Genomic DNA, 17,191 nt, shown 5'->3' on the forward strand with positions numbered 1-17,191 from the left:
CTTTCATTAACGGCGCTTAACCCCAAAGCGTTCTGAAAGTGCTTCCCCTAATAGATTAAAGGTGATAACGACTAGCATAATCATTAAACCCGGATAAAGCATTAATGCTGGATTCGTTCTGATATATGACTTTCCTTCATGAATCATCGCTCCCCATTCTGGGATAGGGGGTTGTACACCTAGACCTAAAAATGACATAGAAGACAAATTCATAATAGCCCAACCCATTTCTAATGTGCCCATTACCGCTAGCGGTGGAAGAACATTGGGAATGATATGCTTCTTCATAATGGTCCATGAAGAAGAACCACTTATTTTAGCTGCAGTAATATAGTTCTGTTCTTTCAGACTTAGGACCATTCCTCGTATGACTCTTGCGTAATAAACCCATTGGACGAGAATTAATCCTAAAATAACTTGTTTAAGACCTGCTCCCCAAATACCCACAAAACCTAGAACAAACAAAAGGCTTGGGATCGCCATCAAGCCATCTCCGAGTCTCATAAGTATTTGATCGACCCAACCACCTTTATACCCAGCTATAATACCCACAATTAAACCAATACTTAAAGCTGAAATAAAGATAATGATTGCAAACCCTAGCGAAATACGAGCACCATATAAGATACGCGATAACGTACATCGACCTAAATGATCTGTTCCTAATGGATAATGCATAGAAGGAGGCTCTAGTTTATGAGCTAAATTAACAACAACAGGGTCATGAGGTGCAAGCCAAGGAGCAAAGATCGTGATTAAAAATAACACGCACAGTATGAGAGAACAAAGAACAATCACCTTTTGACTTTTTAATAACTCACGAAACTTTACACTCATTGATACTGCCTTCCTTTTCTAGAAATACGTGGGTCAATATATAGTTGGATAAGATCGACCAGTAAGTTACTTAAGAGGAACACCCCCGCTGCTAATAGCACATAGCATTGAATGACAGGAATATCACGGTTAAAAACAGCCTCAATAAAATAGCGTCCAAATCCTGGCCACGAAAAAACGGCCTCTACAATGATAGCCCCCGTCATTAGGTTTCCTAAATTCATTCCAAGTCCTGTAATCATAGGAGAAATCGCAATTCTGAGTACATGCTTTCCCATAATCACTTTTTCATGAACCCCTCTCGTTCGCGCAAAAAGCACATATGGCTCTTGTAAATGTTCAAGAACACTTGCACGAAGTAGTCGTGTATATAATGCGATTAAAGGAAAAGCCAACGTGACTGAAGGTAAAATTAAATGTTTCCAAGTGCCTATCCCTTCTACTGGAAATAGACCTAGTTTTACAGAAAAGAAAAAAATCAATAAATATCCAAGCCAAAAGGAAGGGATGGATGCGCCTAAAAAAGAGAGGAATCGACTAAAATGGTCCATTCCACTGTTCTTTTTTATACCAGCTAAAAATCCAAGAGGGACACTTACAAGGATCGCTATGACGATGCTACCTACGGTTAACTGAATTGTTGCTGGTATTCGAGTAGCAACCTCTTCCCATACAGGTTTATTGGTTACATAAGATAGGCCAAAATCAAATTGGCCTATCTTCATAATGGAGTTTACATATTGGACAAGTAGAGGTTGATCTAAGCCAAACTCCTGTCTTTTTTGCGCCAACAGTTCATCTGTAGGTTGAATATGTGCAGCAGTGAAGTAGGCCTCAGCTGGGTCCACTGGTGATAGGTTAATCATTCCAAATGTTAGCAACGTGGCCAAAAGAAAGATAGGAATGATTGTCATAATTCGTTTCACAATATAAGTGCCCATAAAAAAATCTCCTGTCGCTTACTCCTCGATCCTAATTCCCGTAAACGGATGTTCATCTCGATTAGCTGGGAAAGTAAAATCAGATACACCTTTTTGATAGACTGCTATTTTCTTAATATAAGAAATAGGGACAATGGCGCCTTGCTCTTGCAGGGAACTTAAAATTTCAGTATACAATTGTTGGCGCGCATTTTCATCTGTTGTTTGTTTAACTTCAGCAATCTGAGTCAATAACTCTTCTTTGTTAGGATAAGCTGAAATCGCCTCGTTAAACCCAAATCCCTCTGTTGCAACGACATTTACAAACGCATGTGGATCATATGGGGCACCATAGTTACTAAAGAAATTCATATCAAACTCGTTCCCTTTAAATCTTTCAACTTGAGTGGCTAGCTCAACTCCTACTACATTTAATTTAACACCAATTCCAGCCCACTCAGATTGTAACGTTTCAGCCATTGTTTTTTGAATCGATTCAGCAGAGTTGTACATTAACTCGAATTCAAGAGGCTGCCCATCTTTTTCACGAATATCTTTTCCTTCTGGTAATGTCCATCCAGCTTCATCTAATAATTGTTCCGCTTGTTCAACATTATAGTCAATAGCCGTTACATCAACATTTGAAGTGTAAGGGGAATTAGTTGATAAGATATAGTCCGCCTTTTCTTCGACCCCTGATGTTACTCCCTCAACCATTACTTCTTTATTGAATCCATAATGTAATGCTTGACGGACCCTGATATCTGAAAGCTGTTCCTTATTCGTATTCATAACTAGTTGTCTCGTAGCAACTGGTTCAGAAATACTAATCTCATAGGAACCTGTGGCCTCTAATTGTTTGAAGGAATCTAGATTAATCACACCTTCACCATATATAAGGTCTAATTCACCCTTTTCAAAGGCAAGCACGTGTGTCTCAGCATCAGGAATGACCTTAACTTTAATTTGTTCTACACTTGGGAGTTCACCCCAATAATTTTCATTCCGTTTAAAAATAGCATATTGATCTACTACATATTCTTCCATTACCCATGGACCTGTACCGACTGCTTCTTCTACACCTTTTGAAGTGTCACCATCTTCAGGAAAACCAGCTTCTCCTAAGAAACGGACCGGACGAACGACTGCTAACTCCTGAATAGTAGGGTAGTATGGTTCCGTTAAGGATAATTTAAACGTATACTCATCTACGACCTCTGTTTGATCAATCTTCGTAATAACTCCTAACCAACTATGAAAATCCGCATTTTTTAATATAGCATCAAAGTTCTTTTTCACAATTTCGGCATTAAAGCTTGTGCCATCAGAAAATTCCACATCTTGACGTAAATGAAATACATACTCTGTCCCATCTTCGGAGATCTCCCAAGATTCTGCTAAATGTGCTTGTAACTCGCCCCCATCTTGATAACTAACCAAAGGTTCATAAATCATAGATTGAGCAAATAACTGAGATGGATTATAAACATGTGGGTTCATTTCTCCTACATCTCTAGGCCAAGCAACTGTAATGATCTTTTTGCTTTCATTCTCAGTTGATGCATTCTCAACTGAACCACTTGTACAACCGAGTAAAGTTATTGATAAAATTAGAACAAGTAAAGATAAAAATAAGCTTTGTTTTTTGTTTTTATGTATTCCCATAACCGTTTGACCCCTCTTATATTCGATATTGAAAATCATTATCAATGATAAAACTTAACTATCTAAAAGTCAATATCATTTACTAGTGTTGTAGAAAAAAAATGTAAGGCTCAGGGCCGAGGGCTCTGGAAAGTGAACTGCACCCCAAAAGATAGAGCTAGAATCCGAATTCTGGGTTGTATTTTTATCGCTAAATACAGTGAACAGTTTAAATTAATGTTAGTAATAGAGAATCAAAAAGGATTGGTATCTTTAGATTGTTTACATACGAAAAACGAAGAGGTTATGCGTGCAAAACGCAATGGGGTTCATGGTTGGATAAAGGGTTTGGAGTAAAAGGGAAATAGAAAAGCACGGTTCTCTAAGGGTAATGAAGAAGGTATTTTTTTCAGTGCCCTCCAGTTCTCCTGCTTGTATGTTTGGAAGAACGTATGAAAGCAGGAGAGTCATCTCCCCTGATTCCATACCTCACTCTATATAGTCAATATTTTCACTCTGACAAAACTCCTTAGCTATTTCCTTATACCTTTGATCACGGTAATCATACCACTGTTCATCAATTCCTAAACGATTGACATGATCCTTAAATCGCCGAAATGCTCCCTTTCCCTTAATAGAATGTAATAAGATGTCTTGTTTTTTATGATCAGAAAGGCTATAACAAAATTTCTCCATCATGTCATACTCATCTATATCAAAGCTAGTAGGGAGCGAGACATACTTTCCAGTGCTTTCTACTATGTCATACGCTTGCTTCACTTCATCTTGCTGCCATTCGGGTAAATGTTCAAATTCCTCGCCGTCGTCCGCAATCAATAACGCCTCGCGTGAGACATAAACGATTCCCCCTGTTTCAAGATTAAAATAAGCATGACTCTCCTCTGATTGCATCTCTATTCCGTCTAATATGTCTTCCAGTTTCACTTGCATAGACCTTGTCCTCCTGTTTTCTTTTTTTAGTTTGCATTTGTCTATTTGATATCCCATTCAATATTATTACTTATAACTTTGAATTCCATCGCAATCAACGACGTGTCCATTTCCCATAGATTCGTAATATTTTTTAACTAATACGTCCATTAAAGCATCATTCCTTTTCAAAGTCTTTTCCACCACAAATTTTTGATCTGCATTTACTTGATAAATAAAAATTTCGGACTCAAAGTCATCTCGTGTTATATAGCGTGCTCTTTGATACTCAAATAAGAAAAAGCTTGAGCTTTGTAAGTACACAATCAAGCAGTTTCGAATCGCTTTGTTAAGGTTATTCACTTCTCGATCATAGTCTGAAGTTGACGTTTCATATGCTATTTCACCTTTTCTTTTGCAATCCTTACAAATGTTGGCGATGACCCTTCCCGTTTTTTTCCCATTTGTAAAACTCCTTGTTTTTCCATCGTACAGACAATTAACATTACTGAATAAATTCATTTTATCAAATAACGTTTGTCCTCAAATTCGCTGAAACTCTCTAAATACTTTCTGCTAGGGAATTGTAGACAACATCACAGAGATCCCCATTAAATATGTGATTTTCTATACATTCAATTTAATATTAACTCTTTTGATAATGAAATAGAAGATTCAAAGATGGATCCGTTCCTTCCTCTCCTTTAAGAACTTCATTTCTTCTCGCTCCACTTTCACATACTCATTCTCATTCAATTAAATGAATTTGTTTTAATCATTCCGTACATTCTCATTCTCAATTAACGATCATTTTTTTAAATTCTTTTTCAAAAACTATTTCTACTTCCAGTCTGTTCGTCATACAATTAATAGAGATTTACTGACCGTTGATCCCTCTTCGTGATGATCATGGACAGCTTGTCACTAAATATATTTATTTTCCCAGTATATATTTCTTTCATTTTAAGAAATAGTTTAATATAATAATTACATAAGAATAATTATCGCTTTATAAATTCTAGATGAGAAGCATAATTATTTACTATTTAATTTACATTCTGGAAGGGGAATAACAAATGGACTCTAAAAACACTCCTAACGTTGGAAAATGCCCGGTAATGCATGGAGCTGCTACTAGTAAAACTTCTAGTGGTACAACAAATAGAGACTGGTGGCCAAACCAGTTAAACTTGAATATTCTACATCAGCATGACAGAAAGACCAACCCTATGGGAGAAGACTTTGACTATGCAGAGGAATTTCAAAAGCTAGACTATGATGCTCTTAAACAAGATCTTCACAATCTAATGACAGACAGCCAAGAGTGGTGGCCTGCTGACTATGGTCATTATGGTCCATTCTTTATCCGTATGGCTTGGCACTCTGCAGGTACATATCGTACGGGTGACGGCCGTGGTGGTGGCGGAACTGGCACACAGCGTTTTGCTCCACTTAACAGCTGGGCTGACAATGCCAACCTTGATAAAGCACGTCGACTATTATGGCCGATTAAGCAAAAGTATGGCAACAAGATCTCTTGGGCCGATTTGTTCCTTCTTACAGGAAATGTTGCGATTGAATCCATGGGTGGTAAAACATTTGGGTTTGGAGGCGGACGAGCAGACATTTGGCAACCAGAAGAAGACATCTACTGGGGTTCTGAAACGGAGATGCTAGGTGATAACCGTTACACAGGTGATCGCGAGCTTGAGAATCCACTTGCTGCCGTTCAGATGGGTCTTATCTATGTGAATCCGGAAGGTCCAAACGGTAATCCTGATCCAGTTGCAAGTGGCCGCGACATCCGCGAAACCTTTGCTCGTATGGGAATGAACGATGAAGAGACAGTTGCACTAGTGGCTGGAGGCCATACGTTTGGTAAAGCACACGGTGCAGGAGATGCGGCACTTGTAGGTCGCGAACCAGAAGCTGCTCCTATCGAAGCACAAGGCTTAGGTTGGTTAAGCAAACACGCCAGCGGTAAAGGTAGTGACACCATCACAAGCGGTATTGAAGGTGCTTGGACGGCGAATCCAACACAATGGGATAATGGTTTCTTTGATCTCTTATTTGGTTATGAATGGGAGCTTACAAAGAGCCCAGCAGGCGCACATCAGTGGGTTGCTGTTAATCCTGATGAGAAGGATCTTGCACCAGATGCAGAAGACGCATCTGTTCGTGTTCCGACTATCATGACAACTGCTGATATGGCATTACGTATGGATCCAGCTTACGAAAAGATTTCTCGTCGTTTCCATGAAAATCCAGAAGAGTTTGCAGATGCCTTTGCTCGTGCATGGTTCAAACTTCTACACCGTGACATGGGACCTCGCACAAGATACCTTGGCCCAGAAGTTCCAAAAGAAGAGCTTATCTGGCAAGATCCTGTACCAACGGTTGATTATGAATTAACAGATGCAGAAGTAGCAGAACTTAAAGCAAAAATCTTAGACTCAGGACTTACCGTAAGCGAGTTAGTCACAACTGCTTGGGCTTCCGCTAGTACGTTCCGTGGCTCAGATATGCGTGGTGGCGCGAATGGTGCCCGTATCCGTCTTGCCCCGCAAAAGGATTGGCAAGTGAATCAGCCGGAACAACTGGAAAAAGTGCTTACTGTATTAGAAGGCATTCAAGATCAATTAGAAAAGAAAGTCAGCTTGGCTGATTTGATTGTATTAGGTGGTAGTGCTGCAGTAGAAAAAGCTGCACAAGATCTTGGCTTTGACGTTACGGTTCCGTTCGCAGCTGGACGTGGAGATGCAACACAAGAGCAAACCGATGTTGAAGGCTTTGACGTACTAGAGCCTGTCGCTGATGGTTTCCGCAACTATCAAAAGAAGCAATATAGTGTAAGTGCAGAAGAGCTTCTAGTAGACAAAGCACAACTGCTTAACCTGACTGCACCAGAAATGACTGCACTTGTTGGCGGTATGCGTGTTCTAGGTACAAACTTCGGTGGCACAAAACACGGCGTATTCACGGATCGTGTTGGTACACTCACTAACGACTTCTTTGTGAACTTACTAGACATGGGTGTAGAGTGGAAATCTGTAGACGGAAACGTATTTGAAGGACGTGATCGTAAGACAGGTGAAGTTGTGCGTACTGCAACTAGAGTGGACCTAGTATTTGGTTCAAACTCCGTTCTACGTGCGATTGCAGAAGTTTATGCTCAAGAGGATAACAAAGGTAAATTTGTAAATGACTTTATCGCTGCTTGGGTTAAAGTCATGAATGCGGATCGTTTTGATCTTAAGCGCAATGACCTTAAAAAAGCTCAGCTAACAAGTAAGTAAGTGTCAAAGGTGCCCGCCGTCAGATTTTTGGACGGGGGGTTTTCTTGTGTGAGATGAAAAACATACTGCATTTGAAAGTAAACCTAGCTACCGTAAACGCAACATGGTTAGCTAGGTTTATTTTTTCTGATCCTAAATCTTAATCTTTAAAAATTTTCGTTTTCCAACTTGGATGATTAAATCATTCGTAATAGTAATTCGTGAACTTGTGTCTTCAACCTTGGTCCCATTTACTTTTACTCCTCTATTCTCAATCATCCTTCTTGCTTCGCTCTTAGAGTTTAACAATTTTAAATCAACCAACAGATCAATAATTGTTTTTTCCATTTCTCCTTGCCATTCTATTTCTGGGATCTCTTCTGGAATCACCCCTTGTTGAAAGACGGAGACAAAATGCTGCTCTGCTTTTTCTGCAGCCGCAGGGCCATGGTACATTCTGACGATCGTCTTTCCAAGCAACATCTTTGCATCTCTAGGGTGAAGCTCACCTGTTTCCAATTCTCTCTTTACGGTTTCTATTTGTCCTGGTGAGAAGTCCGTAATTAAATCAAAATACTTATTCATTAATTCATCTGGAATCGACATCGCCTTTCCGTACATTTCTTGCGGACTTTCGTCAATTCCGATATAATTTTTCTTTGATTTCGACATTTTTTCTACACCATCTAGACCCTCTAATAACGGCATGAGGATGGCTACTTGTTTTTCTTTGCCAAGCTTTTCTTGAAAATGTCTCCCCATTAATACGTTAAAATGCTGGTCCGTTCCACCAAGTTCAATATCACAGTCTAAGACGACAGAATCGTAACCTTGCATTAAAGGGTAGAAGAATTCGTGCAATGAAATGGGTTTGCCAAGAGCCATTCGTTCTTCAAAATCGTCCCTTTCCATTAGTCTTGCGACAGTTATTTTCCCAGCTAGTTGAATCACTTCTTCAAAGCTTAATTTAGATAGCCACTCCGAATTGTAATGTAGTTCAACTTTATCCATATCAACCACTTTTCCAAATTGCTCGAAGTAGGTTTTTGCATTGTATTTCACTTCTTTATCTGTTAATGGCTTTCTCGCAACCGACTTACCTGTTGGATCGCCTATCTTTCCTGTAAAATCGCCAATTAACAACTGGATCATATGACCATTCTCTTGAAACTGCTTCATTTTCTTTAAAACCACTGTATGACCTAAATGGACGTCTGGGGCTGACGGATCTAATCCTAACTTAATTTTAAGTGGACGATTTTCTAGAACCGATTTTGCTACTTTCTGTTCCAGTTCTTCCATTGGAATAATATCTTGTACACCTTGGCGGTAGATCTCCATTTGTCTTTTTACTTCTATTACCTGTTCTGTTGTAAGGTGTTTTACGATTTCGCTCATTCTAATTCCTCCAAAAAAAATATTAAAAAACCACATCCCTACTAAAGGGACGTGGTTTTGCACGCGGTACCACCCTTGTTGGAGATTGAAGTCCCCCACCTTAATCGAATAACGGATTCGTCCGTCTTTGATAATCAAGATTAACAAAGATCGCTCAAGGAGTGTAATTCGTGTTATCTATGTGTCGATTCGCACCATCCACCGACTCTCTTAAACAGGGAGATAACTACTACTGGATTCCTATCATAGCTTTTTAAGATATTCACTTGTTTAAAAATTATTATGCCTTATCACTCTTCGAAGTAATTGAGAGACCATTTGCTGCTCTTTCTGATTCAAGCTACTAACGATGTCTATTTCCCCTTTGTGAAAGTTTGGGTATAATTCTTCCATGACCTGCTTTCCTTGATCAGTAATAGCCACGTAGGTTATTCTTCTATCTCTCTTATCGACTGTTCGATAACATAATTCTTTTCGTTCTAACGTATTGGTGATATTACTAACTGTTGCTTTGCTTACTCCGGATAATTCAGCTAGTTTTTTCGTCTCTAGTGAATCCCAAACCCAAATGTCATAGAGTAGGGAAAAAGCCGTCCATGATAAACCATACTTTGATAGGACATCTCGTTCCATTTTATTTCTTAATCCTTGCGCTGCACGGTACATATTTGTAACAACTGATATGGCATCTAGATTTAATTCAGCAGATGGTACCTTCGTCAAGCGATTCATTGTCTCTATTTCTTCAGGGAGTAACTCTCCATCTTCATTAAATGAATGTATAATAACCCACCCCTTTTTTGATAATCGTTAGCTATGAAACGATATTACCAAATGAATGATCCAAATGCAATGGTAAAGTACATTTTTATTAAGCTTCCTTTGGGAAGTGAATCTTTTTTAGTTTGTTATCCGCGCCTACGCATTACCTTTCATTTTTTATAGTGAGAATAACACTAATATTAAATTTTTTCCCCACGTGCCTTTTAATTCTCTTCAATGAGTAAGTCCGTGGATAATACGCGACCACCTATATGCGGTGTTCTCTTATTAAAGACCCACTTAATCAAAAATATCTTAAAAAACAGTTGTATCTTTATACTGTTTAGGACGACTAAAGTTAATGGCTGAATGATGGGGCACAGTATCGGTTAATCATGGATTAATAAACAAAAAAACAGGCTGTTGAGAACACTTTCTCAACAGCCTGAAGCTCCCAAACAATCACCACGAATTCATAACTGATCTCGCTCCTATCAGCAAATGTATTTCCGCCGTCTTCGAAGTAGTATCTTCTTTATGACTTAAACTCTTAATAAAGTTATTCATATGCTGCTCGGCCTGCTTAGAAGAGGCTTTTTTCAGATGATGTTTGACTTGCTTTAAACTATTTTCTAATTGATTCGTCAGTGGTTTGTTTACATCACCTGAACTAATGTAATCTTGAAGTAGATTCTCTAACGCCTCAACTGTAGAAATTTCAGATCCGCTAATTACTGAATGGAACACATAGCTACCTGACTGAAGCTCAAATACTGCTTTTCCATTTTCAAATTTAACAAACTCTACTCCCTCCGATTGAGAGGCAAGCTTCTTGCCTTCAATCACCATTTTTTCTGATACAGCTGGTAGATAAAGAGTAGCAGTTGTATTAGCTGGAACTGTTGCTTCGTAGGTAAATACTTCGTTCTCAACCTTCCAATTACTCTCCATTTCTCCATACACAGACTTATAGGATCCATTTACCCATGTGATACGCTTTTCCTTATCCAGTGTAGGCTGTAAGACAAAGTTTTGGAAGCCAAGTTGATCTGGGTTATTTGAAATTCCTGCCATATAGTTATACATCCATTCAACTACCGCACCATATGCATAGTGATTGAATGAATTCATACCGGAGTCTCCAAAACTATCATCTTTCGAATAAGAATTCCATCTTTCCCAAATAGTCGTTGCTCCATTTTTCACACTGTACAACCAAGACGGCATTTCATCTTGTAACAACAGAGTATAAGCTAGCTCATCAGATCCAATATCCGATAAAATTGGCAGTAATACGTTAACTCCTAAAAATCCAACAGCCAATGTATTTTCCGGTTGATCTGGTCGGATTAAGCTGCCCTCGTTTTTAATATTTGTAGTTAGATTTTCAATCATCGTTTCTTTTTGATTGTCAGTCTCGTATAGACCTAGTTTGATTGCCCATAATAATCCTGTTTGCGCATTATCTGCTCCAGGATATCCATGTCTAGAAACTGTGAAATTATCTGCAGTTGCCGTTAAGAGATTAGCCTCTTCATCAAGGTATTTTTGGATAAAATCAGACTTAACCTCTTGAAACAAAGTGTCGTATTTCTGCACCATAGACTCATTACCGATGGCTTTAGCCATTTTGCTCATGAGCTGTGCGTCATAGGCACGATACACAGTATTTAGAAAAACAGTAGAAGTTGCCTCAAACGCGAGCCAATCTCCATACAGTCCTGTACTATAACCATTTGCTCCTATATAATCCATATATCTATCCATTTGCGGGAATGATTTTTCTATAACTGTCGGATCTCCTGTTTGTTGGTATAACACCCAAGGAACGATGATACCAGCATCACTCCAACCAGAGGCAACTGTATTTGCTAGAAAACCTATAAATGCTGTTGGCATTACACTTCCGTACCAACCATTTTGATCTTTGTTGTGAGAATCCATGATTTCATTGTAATTCTCTAGAAACGGAATGGTATTGTAATTATAAACCGCTGTCTGAGCAAACAATTGAACATCACCTGTCCAACCAGCTCTCTCCGACCGTTGAGGATTGTCAGTCGGAATCGATAAATAATTCGATCTCTGCCCCCATAATACGTTGTTAAAAAGCTTATTTACATCTTCATTAGAGGTCGATATTTCCCCAGTCTGTTCAGCTACTGAAGTGACAACTTTACCTTCTACAGATTTAATGATGATATCTTGATCAGCCTTAATATCCATATAACGATACCCATGGAATGTGAATGTTGGCTGGTATTCCTCTACTTCTTGACCTGAAAGGATATATTTATTTGTCTGTTCTGCAGTCATTAATGCTTTTCGATATAAAGTGTCTTTTGGACCGTCACTTCCACCTGACGCTATTTTTGGATTTACTCTACCGTCATTAAGCATTTCTGCAAACCTCATTGTAACAGTGGTACCTGCATTCCCAGATACTTTCATATTCGGTACACCAGCCATGTTTTGACCCATATCAATGATTAGTGTTTCACCTTTTTTTAGAGTGATATCTGAATTTACATCAAGATCCATTGTAACCGCATGACCAAATTCATAAGGTGACTCTCCTCCATTTACGGTAGATGGTTCAATTTCACTATATTTAAAGGCTTGAATTGGATGTTGAGTATATTCTTCTGCAATGCGAGCTGAAGCACGTCTACTTCCCTTCACTTTTCCATTATAGGTAAAAGCTTTTACAGGAGACCACTGACTCTCATCAAACTCAATATCATTCCATCCTTCTATTTCTTGCGCGATATTTGCGTCATAAACCTCGCCATCGTAAAAATCATTTGCTAGAATCGGACTTTTATTGCTTGATTTCCAATTTTTTTCATCCGTCACAATAACCGACTTACTGCCATCCTCATAAGTAATCACCATTTTTGCTAACAAGCCCAATTTCTTTCCGTTCACTTTGGAATATTCACCAACTGAACCGATGCGCCCAGCAAACCAACCTTTTCCAACCATAACTCCCAAGCTAACCTTAGAATTACTAGATAGGTAACTTGTGACATCGTAAGCTTGGTAATTAACATACGAATTATAATCAGTCCAACCTGGATTGAATGTCTCTTCAACGACGTTTCCATCTTCTTGCAATAGTTTCACTTTTTCTCCATTAATGAAAGCTTCATAAATCCCTAAGGAAGTGATAAATAATTGAGCACTCTTAATCGGCTTTTCATTTAGATCCTTTTCTGTACGAAACAATGTAACGTTAGGGTTCGTTTCTCCCTTGTTATCCGTAATCCATTTTGCCCCTTCCCAATTTGTTTTTCCATCAGTACTCATTAAGCCTGTTTCGAAATAAGCATTCTCAGTTGATTCTAGCAATTTGTTATGTTGATCCCACACTTTCACATTCCAATGATAGCGGGTACCTGGTTCTAATGGATTACTACCTGAATACTTAATATGCACGGATTGAGGTGATGACACCTTTCCGCTCGTCCAAAAATAATCGCCAGCTTCTAACTTTTTCTCACTTTCAGCAACGAAAATCTCATAGGCATGCTGTTTGGCTCCACGAGTAGTAGATTTCATATTCCAACTGAACCTTGGCTTTTCTGAGTCAATCCCTACTGGGTTTTTCATATATTCTACGTTAAGGTTTTCTATTGTTGAAGATTCAGCTGCACTAGTAGTCTCGAAGGTAGGGATGACGATACTAAATAGTAAAATGAACATGAGAAACACATTGAAAGAATGTCTTATAACCATTTGTATACCTCCTATTATTGTTAAATTTATTCCAGATAAAAAACTTCCTTCATCGCTTTAATTGGTTCGGTTTCTTGAAAATCAAATGAACCTTTTACCATAGTAGAAGTAATTGCGTTCCACTTGTTGCAAACATCGCTCTTAGCAATATAAGCAAAAGCTTGGTCAACATCATCGCATTCAAAACAATAAAAAAACTGTGTTCCATTTTGGAAGATAGAGTAATTTTTAATTCCTGCCCTTGAATGTTCGTCTAAGATTTCCTCCCAGGGTTGTTCATGTAATCTCACGTACTCTTCTAAGCACTCATCCTTAATCGTCCAAGTCCAAGCGAATTTATTACTTTTTTTCATCACTGCCTCCCTTAACAAGAAAGGGTCTGACTCCCTCTTTAATAGAAATTTTCAATTCACTTTCCATTAATATAATCGAGTCAAACCATAGATGTTTTAATATACTTCTTTCCACTCATCGATATTTTCAGCATCAAAACGGTAAGGATCCCCTAACATAATTTGTGTTCCGTCTCCGTCTTCTACCACTTCTTTTCCACCAAGTCGACTAGCCTCAAAAGACTCACCCACTTCACCAGTGATTTCACCTTCAACCAATGCATGAGCAGCCATACCTGCACCATACCCTACATCGATTGGATTCCATAAGAACATCGCTGGTGACACACCGTTTTGAATGTACGAAGCCATTTCACTAGGTAACCCAAGACCAGTTAAAGCAATTTGTCCTTGTAAACCTTTGTCAGTCAACACTTTACCCGCTGCTGCAATCCCAACAGTTGTTGGAGCAATGATCGCTTTTAGATCTGGATAGGATAAAAGCAATGCTTCTGCTTCTGATGTACTCTTGTCTCGTAAATCATCACCGTATGCCACTTTAACAAGCTCCATGTTCTCATAGCCAGGCTCTTCTAATTCTTTTTTCATCCATTCAATCCATAGATTTTGATTAGCTGCTTGAGACGTAGCACTTAATACAGCTATCTGTCCTTCCTGGTCAATCATTTCAGCTACTGCTTGAATTTGTGAACGTCCAATACGTTCTGGATCTGCTTGATTGACGTGAACATGGCGACTGTTAGCGTTTACAGCTGAGTCGACAGAAACGACTTGAATGCCTGCATTCATCGCCTTTGTCAATACTGGCTGAAGGGCATCGAAATCATTTCCTGCAATTGCAATTGCATCCACTTGCTGAGTGATTAATTGTTCAATGATTTGAATTTGTCCTTCTGCTGTCGGTTGATCTGGAGAACGAAGGATGACTCCCCCCCCCACTTCCTTAATCGCTTCTTCAAATCCATCCATCATTTTTTCACCATATGGATTTCCTGTGTTCTTAAATACCATGGCATATGTCTTTGTACCGCCATCATCACTTCCTGTATCTGTAGGCTCACTTGTAGTACTTTCTCCTCCTCCACAAGCCGTAAGCATGGCTACTGTTAATCCAATTGTCGCCCATCTTGATAAAAATTTCTTCATGTCCTTAACCCCTTTTCTTAGTGTAGTGTTTTTATACTTAAGCCGTAAATTGCGTTCACTACTCTCGAAAGTAATTTACGGCTAGGTAACTAATTTACGTTTTTCTTTTTTCTGTTTTTTTAAATTTGGTCCCTACATTCAGCTTCGGTATCGCAACCGAAACAATTAACAGGATTCCTACGATAACCAGCATCGTTTGGGAAGGAATATTAATTAACCCTAACCCGTATTGGAGGTAACCAATGATGAAAACAGCGATAATCGCACCAATCATTCTGCCTTTTCCTCCAGCTGTACTAATTCCACCTAATGCAACCATGGCAATAACATCCAGTTCGTACATCATCGCAACATTTGGTCTTGTGCTCCCCATTCTTGAGGCTAGAAAAATCGCCGTAATTGCTGCCATTAAACCAGCTAAGACAAACACAATCACTTTCACTTTATCGACTTGAACACCTGAGAATCGACTCGCAGTATCGTTATTCCCCATCGCATAGATTTGTCTGCCAAAGGTTGTTTTATGGAGCAGTAACGTAAAAGCGATGGCAAAAATCGTAAAGACGATTAGGATGAACGGAATTCCTGCGACACTTCCCCATCCGAAGAAACTAAACCATTCTGGAAAGTTACCAGAAGCTTGGTCTTCAAGAATGACATAAGCAATCCCGCGATATAAAATCATCGTACCTAACGTGACAATAACAGCTGAAAGCTCTTTGAATTTCACAATCAGTAGACCGTTAATTAATCCGCAAAGCGCTCCAACCATTAGGCAGATGACAATAGCCATTTCCATCGGAACACCTAGACGGTTGTAGAGAGTTGCCATGACAACAGCAGATAAGGCAACCGTAGAACCAACCGATATATCAATATCACGAAGGATCATGATCATGACCATTGGAAAGACGATAAATGCTTTATCTAAGAAAATCATCGTTGCATCTCTTAACCCCGTAGCACTTAAGAAATAAGGAGAGATATTCGTGTTAATTACCATTAATACAATGAAAACTAAGATTAAGAGCCACTCCCATTGGAAGAAAAACTTTTTCAAAGAGAAGGCTTCTTTATTAACCAGAGTTCTTTGGACGTACTCATTTTGATTAACGACTCTTGGTTCCATTTGCTAGATCCTCCTCCTTAGTAGATTGTTTCGATCCACGCCTCGCTTAACTATGGTGTTAATGACGACAGCAATAAGTATGATCGAGCCTTGAATGGCCATTTGCCAGAATGGAGAAACATTCATTAATGGAAGGGCATTGTTTAAAATCCCTAATAAAATAGCTCCTAAAATGACTCCAGATATTTTTCCTGATCCACCAGCAATGCTTACCCCGCCAAGAATACAAGCGGCTATGACCGTTAATTCAAAGCCAGAAGCCGTATCCCCTTGGGCCGATGCAAATTTAGAAACCCATAAAACGCCGCATAAGCCGGATAGTCCCCCCATAATCATGTAAACAATCATTAGGATCTTTGTTTCATTGATACCGCTTACTTTTGCAGAAGCAGGATTGCTTCCAACTGCATATATTTGTCTTCCTGTTGTTGTATGGTTAATAAAGTAATAGGCAACCATATAAATGATAATGGCGACAAATACGAGTGTATTCACACCAAGAATTTGACTAGTTGCAATGGATACAAAACGTTCAGGCATTTGATAGGAACTCACCCATTGGCCATCACTAACGGTAAAGGTTAGCCCTCTAAAAATATTCATCATCGCTAAAGTTGCAATGATCGGTAAAATCCCTAACTTCGAAACGAGAAACCCAATCATCACTCCGCAAACAATCCCAACGCTAATTCCAAGCAAAATGGCTACTATTGGCGGAAGCCCCTGATTCACACTTACTACCTGTGCCACAATCATTCCAGATAAGGCAAGAGTAGATCCAATCGATAAGTCGATTCCTCTCGTAATTAAAATAAGCATCATTCCTAAGGCGAGAATACTAAGTATGGCTGTGTTTGTAATTAAATCGGTTAGATTGCCAACTGTGAGGAAACTTGAATTACGAGTTTGAACAAAGATACAAAGCAAGATTATAAAGGCAAGTAACCCTAATTCTCGAAATTTAGAAATCGCAGCTAGTTTAGAAGTTTTTCGTTCTTTTTCATCCATGCTTGGGTTGACTAAAGCACTTTCGGCCATCATTTTTCACCTCTTTCCTTT

The 17,191-nt window shown here is 39.0% G+C and carries 13 protein-coding genes and 1 other annotated feature; of the genes, 1 reads left to right on the forward strand and 12 read right to left on the reverse strand.

Translation table 11 applies throughout. From position 1 onward, the window contains the following. Window positions 1-6 precede the first annotated feature (6 nt). The 5 genes from nikC to PQ474_RS13540 all read right to left on the reverse strand — a co-directional run bounded on the left by nikC (window position 7) and on the right by PQ474_RS13540 (window position 4,853). Window positions 7-837, reverse strand: coding sequence for a nickel ABC transporter permease subunit NikC (gene nikC, locus PQ474_RS13520; RefSeq protein ID WP_273844160.1), 831 nt, complete (start codon window positions 835-837; stop codon window positions 7-9). Next, on the reverse strand, window positions 834-1,778 hold the full coding sequence (gene nikB / locus PQ474_RS13525) for a nickel ABC transporter permease subunit NikB (RefSeq protein ID WP_273844162.1): 945 nt from the start codon (window positions 1,776-1,778) through the stop codon (window positions 834-836). Before nikB ends, nikC begins: the two co-directional genes overlap by 4 nt. A gap of 18 nt (window positions 1,779-1,796) precedes the next feature. Further along, the gene (gene nikA / locus PQ474_RS13530) at window positions 1,797-3,422 is read right to left on the reverse strand and encodes a nickel ABC transporter substrate-binding protein (protein WP_273844163.1); all 1,626 of its coding nucleotides are present in this window, start codon (window positions 3,420-3,422) and stop codon (window positions 1,797-1,799) included. A 468-nt stretch (window positions 3,423-3,890) separates the two neighbouring features. Continuing rightward, the gene (locus PQ474_RS13535; RefSeq protein ID WP_273844165.1) at window positions 3,891-4,352 is read right to left on the reverse strand and encodes a UPF0158 family protein; all 462 of its coding nucleotides are present in this window, start codon (window positions 4,350-4,352) and stop codon (window positions 3,891-3,893) included. Window positions 4,353-4,418: 66 nt separating this feature from the next. Next, window positions 4,419-4,853, reverse strand: a complete 435-nt coding sequence (locus PQ474_RS13540) for a hypothetical protein (RefSeq protein ID WP_273844168.1) — start codon at window positions 4,851-4,853, stop codon at window positions 4,419-4,421. Between the two features lie 554 nt (window positions 4,854-5,407). Here PQ474_RS13540 and katG point away from each other — a divergent pair. Beyond that, window positions 5,408-7,627 carry a catalase/peroxidase HPI gene (katG, locus tag PQ474_RS13545; protein WP_273844172.1) on the forward strand — a complete coding sequence of 740 codons (2,220 nt, stop codon included), beginning with the start codon at window positions 5,408-5,410 and terminating at the stop codon, window positions 7,625-7,627. Between the two features lie 132 nt (window positions 7,628-7,759). On the opposite strand, the gene tyrS is transcribed toward katG, so the two are convergent. From tyrS to PQ474_RS13580, 7 genes are all read right to left on the reverse strand, one after another. Next, window positions 7,760-9,004 (reverse strand): tyrosine--tRNA ligase, encoded by a 1,245-nt coding sequence (gene tyrS / locus PQ474_RS13550; protein ID WP_273844174.1) that lies wholly within the window; start codon window positions 9,002-9,004, stop codon window positions 7,760-7,762. 42 nt (window positions 9,005-9,046) lie between these two features. Beyond that, window positions 9,047-9,260, reverse strand: a binding site (T-box leader). A 14-nt stretch (window positions 9,261-9,274) separates the two neighbouring features. Then, the gene (locus PQ474_RS13555; protein ID WP_273844176.1) at window positions 9,275-9,736 is read right to left on the reverse strand and encodes a MarR family winged helix-turn-helix transcriptional regulator; all 462 of its coding nucleotides are present in this window, start codon (window positions 9,734-9,736) and stop codon (window positions 9,275-9,277) included. A gap of 492 nt (window positions 9,737-10,228) precedes the next feature. After that, on the reverse strand, window positions 10,229-13,504 hold the full coding sequence (locus PQ474_RS13560; RefSeq protein ID WP_273844178.1) for an alpha-L-rhamnosidase: 3,276 nt from the start codon (window positions 13,502-13,504) through the stop codon (window positions 10,229-10,231). A gap of 26 nt (window positions 13,505-13,530) precedes the next feature. Beyond that, window positions 13,531-13,857 carry an L-rhamnose mutarotase gene (locus PQ474_RS13565; RefSeq protein ID WP_273844180.1) on the reverse strand — a complete coding sequence of 109 codons (327 nt, stop codon included), beginning with the start codon at window positions 13,855-13,857 and terminating at the stop codon, window positions 13,531-13,533. A gap of 96 nt (window positions 13,858-13,953) precedes the next feature. Continuing rightward, entirely contained in the window at window positions 13,954-15,003 is a 1,050-nt protein-coding gene (gene rhaS / locus PQ474_RS13570) for a rhamnose ABC transporter substrate-binding protein (RefSeq protein ID WP_273844182.1), read from the reverse strand. A 94-nt stretch (window positions 15,004-15,097) separates the two neighbouring features. Beyond that, on the reverse strand, window positions 15,098-16,132 hold the full coding sequence (locus PQ474_RS13575) for an ABC transporter permease (RefSeq protein WP_273844184.1): 1,035 nt from the start codon (window positions 16,130-16,132) through the stop codon (window positions 15,098-15,100). A gap of 3 nt (window positions 16,133-16,135) precedes the next feature. Further along, window positions 16,136-17,173: an ABC transporter permease gene (locus PQ474_RS13580; RefSeq protein ID WP_273844186.1), complete on the reverse strand. Its 1,038-nt coding sequence runs from the start codon at window positions 17,171-17,173 to the stop codon at window positions 16,136-16,138. Between the last annotated feature and the right edge of the window lie 18 nt (window positions 17,174-17,191).

This window comes from Halalkalibacter alkalisediminis, assembly GCF_028610705.1.
Lineage (GTDB): Bacteria > Bacillota > Bacilli > Bacillales > Bacillaceae_D > Halalkalibacter > Halalkalibacter alkalisediminis.

Excerpts from the sequence above, each read along its gene's own strand:
- PQ474_RS13575 (WP_273844184.1), bottom strand. The coding sequence starts at position 16,132 with ATGGAACCAAGAGTCGTTAATCAAAATGAGTACGTCCAAAGAACTCTG.
- PQ474_RS13580 (WP_273844186.1), bottom strand. The coding sequence starts at position 17,173 with ATGATGGCCGAAAGTGCTTTAGTCAACCCAAGCATGGATGAAAAAGAA.
- nikB (WP_273844162.1), bottom strand. The coding sequence starts at position 1,778 with ATGGGCACTTATATTGTGAAACGAATTATGACAATCATTCCTATCTTT.
- rhaS (WP_273844182.1), bottom strand. The coding sequence starts at position 15,003 with ATGAAGAAATTTTTATCAAGATGGGCGACAATTGGATTAACAGTAGCC.
- PQ474_RS13555 (WP_273844176.1), bottom strand. The coding sequence starts at position 9,736 with ATGAATCGCTTGACGAAGGTACCATCTGCTGAATTAAATCTAGATGCC.
- PQ474_RS13535 (WP_273844165.1), bottom strand. The coding sequence starts at position 4,352 with ATGCAAGTGAAACTGGAAGACATATTAGACGGAATAGAGATGCAATCA.
- PQ474_RS13560 (WP_273844178.1), bottom strand. The coding sequence starts at position 13,504 with ATGGTTATAAGACATTCTTTCAATGTGTTTCTCATGTTCATTTTACTA.
- tyrS (WP_273844174.1), bottom strand. The coding sequence starts at position 9,004 with ATGAGCGAAATCGTAAAACACCTTACAACAGAACAGGTAATAGAAGTA.
- nikC (WP_273844160.1), bottom strand. The coding sequence starts at position 837 with ATGAGTGTAAAGTTTCGTGAGTTATTAAAAAGTCAAAAGGTGATTGTT.
- katG (WP_273844172.1), top strand. The coding sequence starts at position 5,408 with ATGGACTCTAAAAACACTCCTAACGTTGGAAAATGCCCGGTAATGCAT.
- nikA (WP_273844163.1), bottom strand. The coding sequence starts at position 3,422 with ATGGGAATACATAAAAACAAAAAACAAAGCTTATTTTTATCTTTACTT.
- PQ474_RS13565 (WP_273844180.1), bottom strand. The coding sequence starts at position 13,857 with ATGAAAAAAAGTAATAAATTCGCTTGGACTTGGACGATTAAGGATGAG.
- PQ474_RS13540 (WP_273844168.1), bottom strand. The coding sequence starts at position 4,853 with ATGAATTTATTCAGTAATGTTAATTGTCTGTACGATGGAAAAACAAGG.